The sequence below is a fragment of the Mycobacterium sp. UM_WGJ genome (genome assembly GCF_000455125.1).
In the GTDB taxonomy this organism is placed as follows: Bacteria; Actinomycetota; Actinomycetes; order Mycobacteriales; family Mycobacteriaceae; genus Mycobacterium.
This window is the reverse complement of record NZ_AUWR01000006.1, coordinates 20,639-34,342: the sequence shown is the minus strand read 5'-3', so window position 1 is coordinate 34,342 and position 13,704 is coordinate 20,639. Positions and strand designations below refer to the sequence as shown.

General features: G+C 65.2%; 9 protein-coding genes and 2 pseudogenes. 6 read left to right on the top strand and 5 right to left on the bottom strand.

Annotation, left to right across the window (positions count from 1 at the left end; genetic code table 11):
* Nucleotides 1–27: 27 nt before the first annotated feature.
* The 3 genes and pseudogenes from N416_RS0101605 to N416_RS0101595 all read right to left on the bottom strand — a co-directional run bounded on the left by N416_RS0101605 (nucleotide 28) and on the right by N416_RS0101595 (nucleotide 5,229).
* Entirely contained in the window at nucleotides 28–501 is a 474-nt protein-coding gene (locus N416_RS0101605) for a hemerythrin domain-containing protein (RefSeq protein WP_024440389.1), read from the bottom strand.
* A 327-nt stretch (nucleotides 502–828) separates the two neighbouring features.
* Nucleotides 829–3,666, bottom strand: a pseudogene (locus tag N416_RS0101600) (RND family transporter); the annotation flags it as partial.
* Between the two features lie 75 nt (nucleotides 3,667–3,741).
* Nucleotides 3,742–5,229: an NAD(P)/FAD-dependent oxidoreductase gene (locus tag N416_RS0101595; RefSeq protein ID WP_024440387.1), complete on the bottom strand. Its 1,488-nt coding sequence runs from the start codon at nucleotides 5,227–5,229 to the stop codon at nucleotides 3,742–3,744.
* A 336-nt stretch (nucleotides 5,230–5,565) separates the two neighbouring features.
* On the opposite strand from N416_RS0101595, the gene N416_RS0101590 reads away from it, so the two are divergent.
* From N416_RS0101590 to N416_RS0101570, 5 genes are all read left to right on the top strand, one after another.
* Nucleotides 5,566–6,552, top strand: coding sequence for a diiron oxygenase (locus N416_RS0101590; RefSeq protein ID WP_024440386.1), 987 nt, complete (start codon nucleotides 5,566–5,568; stop codon nucleotides 6,550–6,552).
* 97 nt (nucleotides 6,553–6,649) lie between these two features.
* Entirely contained in the window at nucleotides 6,650–7,417 is a 768-nt protein-coding gene (locus N416_RS0101585; RefSeq protein ID WP_046300145.1) for a phthiotriol/phenolphthiotriol dimycocerosates methyltransferase, read from the top strand.
* Between the two features lie 182 nt (nucleotides 7,418–7,599).
* Complete coding sequence (locus N416_RS0101580) at nucleotides 7,600–8,958, top strand: cytochrome P450 (protein WP_024440384.1); 1,359 nt, start codon at nucleotides 7,600–7,602, stop codon at nucleotides 8,956–8,958.
* Nucleotides 8,955–9,779, top strand: a complete 825-nt coding sequence (locus tag N416_RS0101575) for an SDR family NAD(P)-dependent oxidoreductase (protein ID WP_024440383.1) — start codon at nucleotides 8,955–8,957, stop codon at nucleotides 9,777–9,779. The genes N416_RS0101580 and N416_RS0101575 overlap by 4 nt, the downstream gene beginning before the upstream one ends.
* Before the next feature lie 71 nt (nucleotides 9,780–9,850).
* Nucleotides 9,851–10,663 carry a phthiotriol/phenolphthiotriol dimycocerosates methyltransferase gene (locus N416_RS0101570; RefSeq protein ID WP_024440382.1) on the top strand — a complete coding sequence of 271 codons (813 nt, stop codon included), beginning with the start codon at nucleotides 9,851–9,853 and terminating at the stop codon, nucleotides 10,661–10,663.
* 37 nt (nucleotides 10,664–10,700) lie between these two features.
* Here the strand turns inward: N416_RS0101570 and N416_RS0101565 are convergent, their stop codons facing one another.
* Entirely contained in the window at nucleotides 10,701–11,486 is a 786-nt protein-coding gene (locus N416_RS0101565; protein ID WP_024440390.1) for an alpha/beta hydrolase, read from the bottom strand.
* A gap of 87 nt (nucleotides 11,487–11,573) precedes the next feature.
* Nucleotides 11,574–12,374, bottom strand: a pseudogene (locus N416_RS21205) (SDR family NAD(P)-dependent oxidoreductase); the annotation flags it as partial.
* Nucleotides 12,375–12,516: 142 nt separating this feature from the next.
* On the opposite strand from N416_RS21205, the gene N416_RS0101555 reads away from it, so the two are divergent.
* Nucleotides 12,517–13,599 (top strand): PE-PPE domain-containing protein, encoded by a 1,083-nt coding sequence (locus tag N416_RS0101555; protein WP_231383955.1) that lies wholly within the window; start codon nucleotides 12,517–12,519, stop codon nucleotides 13,597–13,599.
* Nucleotides 13,600–13,704: the final 105 nt, after the last annotated feature.

Here is a 13,704-nt window from a genome sequence, read left to right as displayed (position 1 = left end):
CGCTGAACCGCCGGGCTTAGATGCGGCTCAGGCCGCCCCTCGTGCGCAGGTCCACCCGTCGGGCATCCGGCCGGCGGCAAGAAATTCGGCCACTTCGGCGGCCACTTCCGGTGCCAGCCCGGTGTCGGCGGCCGGGTAGATCACCGGCTCCTCCACCTTGTTGTGGTCGGCCAACTGGTCCAGCAGCCGGCAACAGGCGCCGCGCAGGGTGGCATGATCGGCGCCGGCACGCGTCAGATCGTCGAGAGCGTTCATAGTGCGCCAGATCTCGCCATGGCCTCGGATCATCCCGAAGACCGCCATCATGTGGGCTCCGCTGCTGATCGGCGGGAACAGCAACTGTTCCTCCAGGTAGATGTGGCGTCGCAGCACAGCCAAAGTGGCGCTGAGGCCGTCGACGTCGACCCTGCCGGCCTCCAGGTCCTCCAGGAAGGCTCTGATCCCGGCGTCGATCTGCAGATGCTCACGCTCCAACGCCGCAGAAAGGGCTGCATCGGACATATCTGGCGCTCCCTCCGAGCGGTTCAACAGACGCCGGTGGGCATCGTCGAGCACCCCATCAGACCCCGCGAATCATTTCTACAATCGGGGCTCGTGCAAATCTAGCCCACGCGGTGCCGCGCTGACCAGAGCCGGTTCGGCTCCGGCTCAGTGGTCGGTCTCTTCCTCCGGCGGCTGGATCGCGGCCAGCACCTCGGTGGATCGATCTTCAGTGGGCCGCTCTTCGTCCGTCGGCCGGCCGGACAGCTCCGGGAACGCCGTGGCGACCATGTCCTCGAATGTCCGATCATGCGCTACGGATTTGCCTTGGGTGGCGGCGGCCGCGGCCGGCACCGCGACCGGCAGCGCCCGCGGGGGGTGCTCTCGCACGTTCAGTGGCCACCAGAACCATCGCCCCAGCAGCGCCGCCATCGACGGCATCATGAATGAGCGCACCACCAGGGTGTCGAACAGCAGACCGAGCCCGATGGTGGTGCCCACCTGACCCACCACCCGCAGATCACTGACGAGCATGGACGCCATGGTGAACGCGAACACCAGCCCGGCCGCTGTGACGACCTTGCCGGTACCACCCATGGTGCGGATGATGCCGGTCTTGAGTCCGGCGCCCATCTCCTCTTTGAACCGAGCGACCAGCAGCAGGTTGTAGTCACAGCCCACCGCCAACAAGATGATCACCGACATCACCAGCACGAGCCAGTGCAGGTTGATGCCGAAGATGTACTGCCACAGCAGTACCGACAACCCGAACGACGCCCCCAGCGAGGCCAGCACCGTCCCGACGATCACCACGGAGGCGATGAAGCTTCGAGTGATCAGCAACATGATGATGAAAATGATTGCCAGCGAGGTGATTCCGGCGATCAGCAGGTCGTAGTCGGCGGTGCCCTGCAAGTCGTTGAAGAGCGCTGCGGTGCCCGCCACGTAGACCTTGGCGCCAGACAGCGGGGTGCCCTTCAACGACTCGGTGGCGGCCTTCTTGATCAGATTGACCCGCGCCATGCCCTCCGGGGTCGCCGGGTAGCCATCGTGCGTGACGAAGAACCGCGCGGCGTGTCCGTCCGGCGACAGGAACAGCTGGATCACGCGCTTGAAGTCCGGGTTGTCGAAGGCTTCCCGCGGGAGATAGAACGAGTCGTCGCTCTTCGCCGCGTCGAAGTCCTGGCCCATCGCTGCGGAGTCGCCGCCGACCTCCTCGATCTGCGCCATGATGCCCGACATGGTGCTGTGCAACGTCAGCATCATCGTCTGCAGGCTGCGAAGTGCCGCGATCTGCGCCGGCATCATCTCCAGTAGCTGGGGCGTCACCACATCGATGTTGCTCATGTCCGGCGCCAGCTCATTGATCTTGTCGGTGAGCAGCAGGGTGCCGTCCATCGACGCATACGCCGCGCGCAGCGACAAGCAGGTCGAGTCGCTCCCGCAATTCTGTTGCTTCTCAACCGATTCCCGAAGCGCCTTGGAATTCTGGTTCAGGTCGGTGATGTCGCCGCGCACCTGCTGAGCCAGGTCCATCGCCTCGCGCGAGACACCGGTCGCGTGCTGGGTGCTGGTGCCCAACTGCTGCATCAGCGCGTACATCCGCTGTAGCGAGGCGATGGTTCCCTCGAGGTCGTCGGCCTGCTGGCGCATGTCGGCCACCCGGCTCTTGACGAAGTCAAGGTTCTGCATCTGCCCGGCGTTCTGCATGCTGAGCAGGAACGGAATCGAGGTGTGACCGAGCGGGGTGCCCTCCGGGCGGGTCACGCCCTGCACCATGGCAACGCCCTCGACGGCAAAGATGCTCTTGGCCAGCTTGTTGAGCACCAGGAAGTCCGCGGAGTTGCGCATGTCGTGATCGGACTCGACCAACACCACCTCGGGGAGCAGGCGCGATTCCGGGAAGTGTCGCGCCGCAGCGGCCCAGCCAAGGTTGGCGGGAGTGTCCTGCGGGATGAACGACGGGTCTTTGTAACTGACTTTGTAGCCCGGCAGCGCGAGCAGGCCAATAAGCGCGATCGAGCAGGCGGCCAAGAAGATCGGAGCCGGCCAGCGCACGATCGCGGTGCCCACCTTGCGCCAGCCGCGATCGGACATCTTGCGGCGGGGTTCGAGCAGACCGTGACGCGTGGCGATGGCCAGGACCGCCGGAACCAGCGTCAGCGCGATCGCCACCGCGACCAGCATGCCGACCGCGCAGGGCGCGCCCATGGTCTGGAAGACCGGCAATCGGGTGAAGCTCAGACAGAATGTGGCGCCGGCGATGGTCAGGCCCGAAGCGAGCACCACGTGGGCGACCCCGCGATAGGTGGTGAAGTACGCGGTCTCCGGGTCTTCGCCGGCATGGCGGGCTTCGTGATAGCGGCCGATGAAGAAGATGCCGTAGTCGGTGCCGGCGGCGATCGCCAAGGTGACCAGGATGTTGATCGCGAATGTGGACAGACCGATCAGGCCGTAATGCCCCAGGACGGCGACGATTCCGCGCGCCGCGGCCAGCTCGATCCCGACCACGGCCAACAACAGCGCGACGGTGCTGAATGATCGGTAGAGCAGCAACAGCATCAGCGAAATCACCGAGACGGTGGCCACCAGGATCTTGAGCACCGCCCGGTCGCCGCTGGTGTTCATGTCGGTGACCATCGGCGCCGGGCCGGTGACGTATGCCCGGACCCCGGCCGGAGCGGGTGTGCGGGCCACGACGTCGCGGACCGCCTCGACCGAATCGTTGGCCAGCGCCTCGCCCTGGTTTCCGGCGAGGTTCAGCTGCACCAACGCGGCTTTGCCATCCGAACTTTGGGCGCCACCCGCGGTCAGCGGGTCACCCCAGAAGTCCTGAATGTGTTGCACGTGTGTGGTGTCGGCGTTGAGCTGGGCGATCAGCTCGTTGTAGTAGTGGTGAGCGGCGTCGCCGAGCGGCTCGTCGCCTTCGATGACGATCATCGCCGCGCTGTCGGTGTTGGACTCCGCGAAGACATGCCCCAGCCGTGCCATCGCCTGAATCGACGGTGAGTCTTTGGCGCTCAACGACACCGGATGTTCCTTGGCGACCTGCTCCAGCGGCGGCACGGCGACGCTCACCAATACGGTGAGGGCCACCCAGCCCAGGATTATCGGCAAGGCGAAGCGACGAACGAATGCGGCCACGGACGACCCGCCCCCCTGGATCAGGTGATGTGTAGGCGTCATTGTCTGATGCCCCTCATCCGACATTTTGCCCAAACGATCACTGTAACCCCCTGTTCAGGACCGTAGCAGCGGAAATTATCCGATCTGGTAGTCCGAGAGCGGGAAGTGATCCTGCTCCTTCACGGCGCTGCGCACCGAGGTCGGACGGAAGAGTGGCGCCTCCCCGGTGGTCTGGTTGAACCAGTAGGAATTCGATGTCGCGCAGTTGCCCAGGTGGAACACCGAGTTGTCCAGCAGGCTCATCATCCGCTCGTAGAAGCGGGTGTTGGCCTCCTCGGTGACCTCGAACGTCTGCGCCTGACGCCGCCGCACCTCACCGAACAGCCGATTCATGTGCCGGGTCTGGTACTCCACGGTGTTGAACCAGGACAACCCGACCCAGGAGAACGGGCTGGCCATGTTGATGAAGTTCGGGAACTGTGGGGCCGTCATGCCCTGATAGGCCTGGAAACGGGTCTCACGCCACCATTTGCCCAGGTTGCGCCCGCCGCGACCGATCACCTCGATCGCCGGCAGGTTACCCTCCCAGACGTCGTATCCCGTCGCCAGCACCAAGGTGTCGATCTCGCGCTTGGTGCCGTCCCGCGCCACGATGCCGTCGGGTTCGATCCGCTCGATCCCCTCGGTCACGAGGTGCACATTCGGCCTGGCGAACGTCGGGTAGTAGTCGTTGGAGATCGACGGACGCTTACAGCCGAAGTCGAAATCGGGCCGCATCTTCTCGGCGAGTTCACGATCCCGCACCGCCCGGCGCCGATGCCGCGCCGATTGGGCCGCCATCGCCTTGTTGAGGAACTTGAAGCGCCGGTAGCGCCACATGGTCAGGACCATCATGAAGTCCGTGGTGTTGTCGGTCAGCCACCGCACGATGCGCTGAGTGAACGGCACCCGGGCGAACATCCGCTGCACCACGGGCGGGAACACCACGTCGGACTTGGGGGTCACCAGGATCGGGGTGCGCTGATACACCGTCAGGTCGGCGACCTCTTTGGCCAACTCGGGGATCACCTGGATCCCGGTGGACCCGGTTCCGATGACGGCCGCCCGACGGCCCGCCATCGAGTACTCGTGGTCCCACTGCGCGGTGTGGACGATATGGCCGGCGAACGACTCGATGCCGGGGATCTCCGGGATCTTGGGCTGGCACAGGAAGCCGGTGGCAACGATGAGGAACTGCGAGGTCAGCGTCTCACCGCCGGCCAGCGAGGTCCGCCACAGTTTGGCGTCCTCATCCCACTGGGCGCCGTCGACGGTCGTGTTGAAGCGCATGAAACGCGTGACGTCATACTTGTCGGCCACATGCTCGGCGTAGGCCTGGACCTCATTGCCGGGGGCAAACAGTCGCGACCAGTAGGGGTTGGGTTCGAACCAGTAGGAATAAGTAGTAGAGGGCTGATCGACGGAGAGCCCCGGGTAGTGGTTGACCCGCCATGTTCCGCCGAGCCCGTCCAGCCGGTCGACGATCACGATGTTGTCGTAGCCCAGCTTGTTGAGTTGGATGGCCGCACCGATGCCGCCGAAGCCCGCGCCCACGATGACGGCGTCATATTCCTGGGTCCCCATAAGGAGAACACGCTACCCCAACGCCGCAATATATCGCTGTACGTGCAGGTCAGACCGATTTCCAGCGGCCCGCGACCGGAAGATAAAGTAATGGCTGCCGGCTGGTACCAACATGATGCCGATCACACTCAAGTGAACGGTTAAACCTTACTGTTTTGCCAAACTTGACGGTAAGCTTCGGCTCGGCTACGCCCCGCGAGGTGCGTGCCAGGAAAAGGGGAATGGGTCCGTATGCCGACCGTCGTGATCGACATCTGCTGGTTGCTGGCCGGCTCGATTGCCGTCGCGTCGGTGCCCTATGCCCTTTTCTACTTCGTTCGACGGCTGAAGAACGCCATGTACGTCGGGGGCGACGCGGCTTACGGCGAAACCTTGGCGACGCTGTCCGAAAGTTCGGTGCGACGCAATTTCAACCCGTACGTGGACATCGACTGGAATGATCCCGAACTCGCGGTCAAGACGGACGACTCCCGTTGGGTGCTGTCAGGAGCGGACCCGCTGGGCCGCCACCCGTGGTACCAGGCGCAGCCCCTGGAAAAGAAGATCGCGATCGGCATGTGGCGTCAGGCCAACATGGCCAAGGTCGGCGTGCAGTTCGAGGGCATTCTGGTGCGCGGCCTGATGCACTACACGTTCTGGGTTCCCAACGGCTCGCCGGAGTACCGCTACTGCCTGCACGAGTGCATCGAGGAATGCAACCACACGCTGATGTTCCAGGAGCTGGTGAACCGCATCGGCGTCGATGTCCCGGGCATGCCGCGGTGGCTGCGCCTGCTCTCCCCGATCGTGCCGCTGTACGCCGGACCGTTGCCCAACTCGTTCTTCTTCGGGGTCCTGGCGGGCGAGGTCCCGTTCGATTACCTGCAGACCCTTGCCCTTCGGGAAGAGGACAGTGTCCCGGAGATCGTCCGGAGGATGATCGGAATCCACGTCGCCGAAGAGGCCCGGCACATCTCGTTCGCCCACCAGTACCTGCAGCGGCGGGTGCCACGGCTGTGGTGGAGCAGCCGGTTCATGCTCTCGCTCTATGTGCCCGTCGTCATGCGCATGCTCGGGCAGGCGATGGTGGTGCCGCCCCGCAAATTCTTCCGCGAGTTCGATGTTCCCAAGTCGGCGCGCAAGAAGTGGTTCTTCGGCAACCCGGACGCACGCCAGACCTGGCGGGACATGTTCGCCGATGTGCGGATGGTCTGCCATGAACTCGGACTGATGAATCCCGCGGCGCGGTTGATGTGGCGCATCTGCAAGATTGACGGTGCGCCGTCGCGGTACCGCGGCGAGCCGCAACGCGCGCAGTTGCCGGCGCAGCTCACCGAGGTCTGAAGCTCCGTCTGCGCTGTGCCATACTTTCGGTATGGTGCGTTCCCCATCTGAGACCTTGGAAAAAGTCGGCGCCGATCTGGTGTACCGCATCTCGGCGATGCCGCTGTACAAGAAGGCCTTCAAGTACTGGTACCCGTTCATGACCAAGCGCATGGGACACGACGACGTCGTCTTCCTCAACTGGGGCTATGAGCAGGACCCGCCGCTGGGCCTGAAGCTCGACGAGGCCGACGAAGAGAACCGGTACTCAATCCAGCTCTACCACCAGACCGCCACCCAGATCGACCTGGCCGGCAAGAACGTGCTCGAAGTCAGCTCCGGCCACGGCGGCGGCGCCTCCTTTCTAGCCCGCACCCTCAAGCCCGCCTCTTACACCGGCCTGGACTTCAACCCGGACGGTGTCGCCTTCTGTCAGCAGCGCCACCAGGTGCCGGGGCTGGACTTCGTGCAGGGTGACGCACTTAACCTGCCGTTCCCGGACAACTCGTTCGACGCGGTGGTCAACGTCGAGGCGTCGCACATCTACCCCGACTTCGCCCAGTTCGTCCGCGAAGTGGGACGGGTGCTGCGTCCCGGTGGGCACTTCCTGCACACCGACTTCCGCGCCAAGGAAGACATCGAGTCCTGGCAGCAGACCCTGGCCACCCCGCCGCTGCGGTTGGTCAACGAGCGCGACATCAGCCGCGAGGTCGTTCGCGGCCTGGCGGCCAACTCGCCCCGCTCCAACGACCTGATCAACGAGCGGATGCCGTTCTTCCTGCGCCGCTTCGCCCGGGAGTTCGCCGTGGTGGAGGGTTCGCTGTTCTACCGCGATCTGGACCGCGGCGAGATCACCTACCGCATTTTCGACCTCGTCAAAGACTGAGGACACCGCGTCGAAGCGCCGGAGCGAGTCGGGACTGAGGTCCCCGCGCTCCGGCGCTTCTTTCGTGACCGACGTCCCTGCAGGCGACAGCGGCCACCGGGCTAGGGTGGCGGCTAGCCACCCGCGGGCCAGGCGCGGGCCAATCGCTCCACACCCGACGATCCTGAGGAGGGGCTCGCCAGATGGACCAGAAGGAACTGACGCGTCGGCTTCGCTTTCGCGCCAGCCTGCTCAAGATCGGCACCGACGGGCTCATCGGGGTGGCTCGCGACCGGGCAACCGCCTACCGGTATGTGCTGACCCGACGCGAAACCGCGCCGCTGACCGACTTCGACCCGTTCGCCCCCGAGACGATGCACGATCCCTACCCGGGATATCGCACGCTGCTGTCCGGTCCGAAGGTCTGGTACAGCCGCAAGCGCGGCATCTGGATCATCCCGGGCTACGACGAGGTCCGCCAGGCGTTGCGCGACGACGAGGCGCTGTCGTCGGCGGAGAGCCAGGCCCGCTTCCGGGTCCGCCTGCAAACCATGAACGCCACCGACCCGCCGGTGCACACCCGGCTGCGCCGGTCGGTGTCTCGTGCCTTCACCCCCCGCGCGATGAAGTCGTGGGAGATCAACATTAATCGTGCCGCCGACGAGCTCGTCGCCGCGATGATCAAGCGCGGACGCGTCGAGATCGTGGCCGATCTGGCCAAGCCGCTGCCCAACCGGCTGATCACCATGATGCTGGCAATACCGCAGGAAGACCGGCACCAGTTCCTGGAATGGGCGGACACCATCAATGAGGCCGCGTTCGCACCGCTGAACCTGCGTGGGATGGCGATGAACATGCGCTCGAGCCAGGCGGTCATCGCGATGCACCGCAGCCTCGATCCGATGATCAAGGCGCGCCGCGCGGAATCCGGCGACGACCTGATCTCGATGCTGGCGGCGCCCAGCGGTGCGGACACGCTCTCCGACGACGAGGTCTTCTGGACGGCGTCTATGCTGGTCGGCGCCGGTAGTGAGACCACGACGAACCTGATCTCGGGTCTGTTTCTGACGCTGGCGCAGCGTCCGGACGTCTACACCCGGCTACGCGAACACCCTGAGCTGATCCCCGCCGCGATCGAAGAGCAACTGCGACTGGTCTCCCCGGTCCAGGGTTTCTACCGGACCGCAACCCGCGACTACCGGGTCGGCGACCACACCATTCCGGCCGGCGCGCGAGTGCTGATCCTGTACGCGGCCGCCAATCGGGACCCGGCGCACTACCCAGATCCTGACACCTTCGACCTGGACCGCAATCCGACCGATCACCTGGCGTTCGGCGGCGGCGCGCACTATTGCCTGGGCACCCACCTGACCCGCATCGAAGTCAGCCGGGTGCTGACGCAGCTGATCCCCCACGTCAAGGCCATCCGACTGGCCGGGGAGTATCGCTACCTGGTCAATGCGACCATGCGCGGTCTGGAGCACCTGCCCGTCGAGTTGGTGCCTGCCGAGTCCGGCGCGGACCCCGCGCCCGTGCACTCCGGGAACACCGGCACCCGATGACCCCGGTAGCGCTGGTCACCGGGGCGACGAGCGGGATCGGCGAGGCGACCGCAGATCGGCTACAGTCCGCCGGCTACCGCGTTTTCGCGGTGGGCCGTAACCCCGAAGCGCTGCAACGTCTTTCGCAACGCGGGCTGATCGCCCGCGCCCTGGACGTCACCGATGAGGTTGCGGTCGACCAGCTCATCGCGGAGATCACCGCCGAACACGGCGGGGTCGATGTTCTGGTCAACAGCGCCGGATTTCCCCTGACGTGTCCGCTCGAACAAGTGGCTCTCGATGACCTGCGCAGATTGTTCGAAACCAATGTCGTTGCGACACTTCACTTAGCTCAAGCGGTCCTGCCGAGAATGCGCCAGCGCGGGGCCGGCGTGATCGTCAACATCGGCAGCACCGGCGGACGTTTCGCCAGTCCGGGGGCCGGCGGCTACCACGTGGTCAAGTACGGCATGGAGGCGCTGTCGCTCTCGCTGCGCGCCGAAGTCGCGCCGTTCGGAGTGCGAGTGGTGCTGCTGGACCCGACAGCGGTGCGGACTCCGTTCGTCACCTCGCAACAAGAGGCACGACCGTCGTACGCCGAGGATGATCCCTACGGCAGCTTCAAGATCCGCTACGCGGACAACACTCGTGAACTCTCCAATAAGAGCGGCGTGATGATCGAACCCGACGTGGTCGCGCGTGCCGTGTTACGCGTGGTCCGGGCCAAGAATCCCAAGCCGCGCTATGTGGTCGGGCTCTCCGGCAAGGCGACCGTGCTGGCGCGAGCGATGTTGACCGATCGGATGTGGGAACGAATTCTGATGCGCGGTCTACGCGACTGAGGATGTCGCTGTCCTGGGACCCGGCCACGGCGGGCCCTCCAGAATCGTGAGATACTTTTTCGATGGTCACGATGAACCGCCTGATCTTCAATCCGGTATCCCACCGCGTCATGACGAACCCGTTCGTCTACCACCTGTTGTTCACGTCTTTCGTGACCAAGCGGTTCTCCACCCAGACCAAGATGCTCAGCGGCGACGACTGGTTGTTCCTCAACTACGGCTATGAAGAGGACCCGCCGATGGCGGTGCCCCTGGAGGCGTCCGACGAACCCAACCGGTTCTTCATCCAGCAGTACCACCGCACCGCCGCCCTGACTGATCTGGCCGGCAAGAAGGTGCTCGAGGTGAGCTGTGGCCACGGCGGCGGCGCGTCGTATGTCGCCCGCACTTTCAAGCCCGCCTCCTACACCGGCCTGGACCTCAACGAGACCGCCATCGAGTTCTGCCGGGAACGCCACCAGCTGCCCGGGATGGACTTCGTGCAGGGTGACGCGGAGAACCTGCCCTTCGAAGACGGCTCGTTCGACGTGGTGTTCCAAGTGGAGGCATCGCACCTGTATCCGCACCCGGCCAAGTTCTTCAACGGCGCGGCACGGGTGCTGGCCCCGGGCGGTCACTTCCTCTACACCGATTTCCGTCGGCGCAGCGAGCTGGCCCGCTGGGATGCCGAGCTGGCCGACACCGGTCTGCGGCTGGTGTCGCAGGAGGACATCAGCATGGACGTGCTGCGCGGAAACGAGAAGAATCTGGCCCGCAAGCAGGACATGATCGCCCACCACGGTGGTCTGGCCCGCTTCGCCAGCGCCGCAACCGACTGGACCTTCAACGGCGCCCTGAAGAACGGCGAGTTCGTCTACCGCCTGTACCACTTCACCAAGGACTGAGAGGGCGGGCCGAATCTGGCCCGAACAGCTGGGGCGTTTACAGGCCGCGGGAACCGAGCCAGGTGTGAATGCGCTCGGCCACGGCCTCCCAGCCCGGTTCAAGCATCATGTTGTGGCCCATACGCGGAAAGAATTCGGCTTCGGTGCCGTAGGCACGCGCGGTGGCCCGCACCTCTTTGCAGGTGTGCGCGCCGTCCTGCTCGGCACCCAGCACCAGCAGTGGTGTGGTTACCCGCTTCGGATGCGGCAGTTTAAGCATCAAGCAGTCGACACTGACCCGCGCGCTGTCCTCCTGCAGCCGCGCCGCGCATTCCAACACGGTGTGCTCCGGGGTCGCCGGCGAGAAGAACTTCTCGCGGGCCAGCTCCGGTGTGTTGATATAGGGCAGCGACTTTCCGGTCACCGCCATCTTGATGGCCTGCCACGGCCGATGGCGTAGCCAGCGCAGACTCGATCCGTAGTTGCCCTGCGGGGGAATCGAGGCCATCAGTACTCCGGCAGGCGCCGGCCGGCTCTCGAGGTACTTCTGCACGATCAGCCCGCCCATCGAGTGGCCGATCACCACCGGCGAGACCGGCAGCTCATCGGCGACCGAGCGGACGTCTTGGACGTAGTCCTCGACGCTGCAGTGTCGCAGCGGCTTGTCGTTGGAGCTGCTGCCGTGGCCACGGAAACTGACCGCCAGCGCACGGTAACCCAGATCGGCGAAGTAGCCGAGGAAATTCTCGTCCCAGCACCACGCGGCGTGCCATGCTCCGTGCACGAACAGCAAAGGCGCCGGATGTGCCTCACTGACGCAGCCCTTATCGATCACCTCAAGCACGACACTGCTCCCCCTGTCCAGCGACCTGCCCCTGATTGACTTCGACGATGGCCCGACCTTTCCCGTCCCGGCGTTGCGCGTCGACAGTGGCGTGCGCCGTGCCAGCAACGGTAGCAGTGGGCCATGGGGAACAGCACGGCATATGCCCACGATCAGGCGATTCGCCCAGCCCGGGGTCACCCTGCCCTTGCCCGCGGCCACGCCGTCGACGGCTGCCCTAGCAACGTGGTCCACCGACTTCCACATCACGCCCGGCAGCACTCGCCGGCGCTCGCCCTTCCGGAATCCCGCAGCCACATCCAGACCGGTGTCGACCGGCCCCGGGCACAGCACGGTGGCCGTGACGCCGGTCCCGCGCAGCTCACTCCGCAAACTTTCGGTGTATGACGCGACGAACGCCTTGGCGGCGCCGTAGCTGGCCTGGCCGGGCAGCGGGCCGAACGCGGCGATCGAGGACACGTTCAGCACCGCGCCACGCCCCCGCGCCACCATGCCGGGCAGAAACCGGGTGCACAGGTCGACGACAGCGGCCACGTCCACCTCGATCAGTCCCAGCTGATCTTCCGGCCCGGATTGCGCGATCAGCCCCACCCTCGCCACCCCGGCGTTGTTGATCAGAACATCCGGCACCACGCCCAGCTCAGCGATCCGGCCGGGCAGCGCGGCTCGTTCGGCAGCACTGCGCAGATCGGTCGGCAGCACGTGCACCGGTCGCAGTCGAAGCGCACTCAACTCGCCGGCCAGCGCGTGCAACCGATCGGCGCTGCGGGCGACCAGGATCAGCTGGTGGCCACGCCGCGCGAGTTCGCGGGCCATCGCGGCACCGATCCCGGAGGACGCGCCGGTGACGATCGCTGCGCTTTCGTCGCCCGGACCTGGTAGAACCACGCGCTCACCTTATCTCCCGCGATATTCGCGACAGCAGACGCGCTTTCGCCGCCCGAGACAGTGTTGGCCGCCTCGGCGCGCGCTGGGTCCAACGCCTGTGTAGGCTGACGCGAGCATGTGTCTGAGATAAATGGGGGATCAGATGACGCATTCCAGCTATCGATGGTTGACGGCCGGTGTCTTGGCGGGGGGCTGCGCCGGACTGATGGGGCTGACCTCGATGTTCAACGCATCGTTCGCTTTCGGGGAGAGCAACGGCACGGCGTTGATCATGGGGTATGTCCTGACGCCAGATCCCGGTGCGGTCTACCAACAACGGGTGATGGACTTGTTCATCAACCCCGCCAATCCTTTTCCGGGCCAGTCGATTTATTCGGGCTACACCCCGGTCGTTGAGCCGCTGAATCCCTCGGATTACCAGCAGAGCCTTCTCGACGCCGCCAAGACCCTGAACCAGGACATCGCGCGGCATCTGGACGACGGACCGGTGACGGTGTTCGGCGTCTCCTCGACCACATCGATCGCCACGCAGGCGATGATCGACCTCGCCCAGGCCGGTGCATCGGCGCCCGACCCCGCGAATCTGCATTTCGTGCTGGTCGAGGATCTCAACACGCCCAACGGCGGAATCTTCACGCGCTTTCCGCTGGACTTCGGGAGTCTTCCGCCCACGCCCGTCGATACGCCCTACACCACCGACATCTACAACTTCGAGTACAGCGGCGCGACCGACTTCCCCAAATATCCGCTGAACCTGCTGGCGCTGGCGAATTCGATGGCGGGTTACGTCTATCTGCATCCGTACCTGATTACCGGCTATCCCAGTTCTTGGGACCCGAGTGCGATGGCGGACGCGGTGAAGCTGCCCATGTCAGAGGGGTACGACGGCGACACCTCCATCTACTTGATCCCCACTATGAATCTGCCGCTGCTCGAATCGCTGCGGATGTTTCCGCTGTTCGGGCCGGCGATGGCTGACTTCATCCAGCCCGCGTTGCGGGTGTTGATCGATCTGGGCTACGACCGTTCTGATCCCGCCGACATCGCCACCCCGGTGTCGTGGGGCATGCCGGGTATCGACTGGGATCTGGTGTCGCAGAATATCCAACTCGGTGTCGAGCAGGGCTGGACGGCCGCCCAGGTCGATCTGGGATTACTGCCGCAGTCCGCGCTGCCGGACCTCTACCCCTACCTGCCCGACCTGTCGGGCCTGATCGGCGCGTAGCAGCCCCACAGCCCTTAACGTCGGGCGGCGCAATGCTGAGCCGCCCAACGGTGTTCGACGATCCGCTGATGTGCCGCCGTCCCGCACGCCGGAGGTGACCGGCAC

Coding starts and splice junctions, on each gene's coding strand:
- N416_RS0101585 (WP_046300145.1), top strand. CDS start 6,650: ATGCCGCTGTACAAGAAGGCCTTCAAGTACTGGTACCCGTTCATGACC.
- N416_RS0101555 (WP_231383955.1), top strand. CDS start 12,517: ATGACGCATTCCAGCTATCGATGGTTGACGGCCGGTGTCTTGGCGGGG.
- N416_RS0101575 (WP_024440383.1), top strand. CDS start 8,955: ATGACCCCGGTAGCGCTGGTCACCGGGGCGACGAGCGGGATCGGCGAG.
- N416_RS0101570 (WP_024440382.1), top strand. CDS start 9,851: ATGAACCGCCTGATCTTCAATCCGGTATCCCACCGCGTCATGACGAAC.
- N416_RS0101595 (WP_024440387.1), bottom strand. CDS start 5,229: ATGGGGACCCAGGAATATGACGCCGTCATCGTGGGCGCGGGCTTCGGC.
- N416_RS0101590 (WP_024440386.1), top strand. CDS start 5,566: ATGTACGTCGGGGGCGACGCGGCTTACGGCGAAACCTTGGCGACGCTG.
- N416_RS0101580 (WP_024440384.1), top strand. CDS start 7,600: ATGGACCAGAAGGAACTGACGCGTCGGCTTCGCTTTCGCGCCAGCCTG.
- N416_RS0101605 (WP_024440389.1), bottom strand. CDS start 501: ATGTCCGATGCAGCCCTTTCTGCGGCGTTGGAGCGTGAGCATCTGCAG.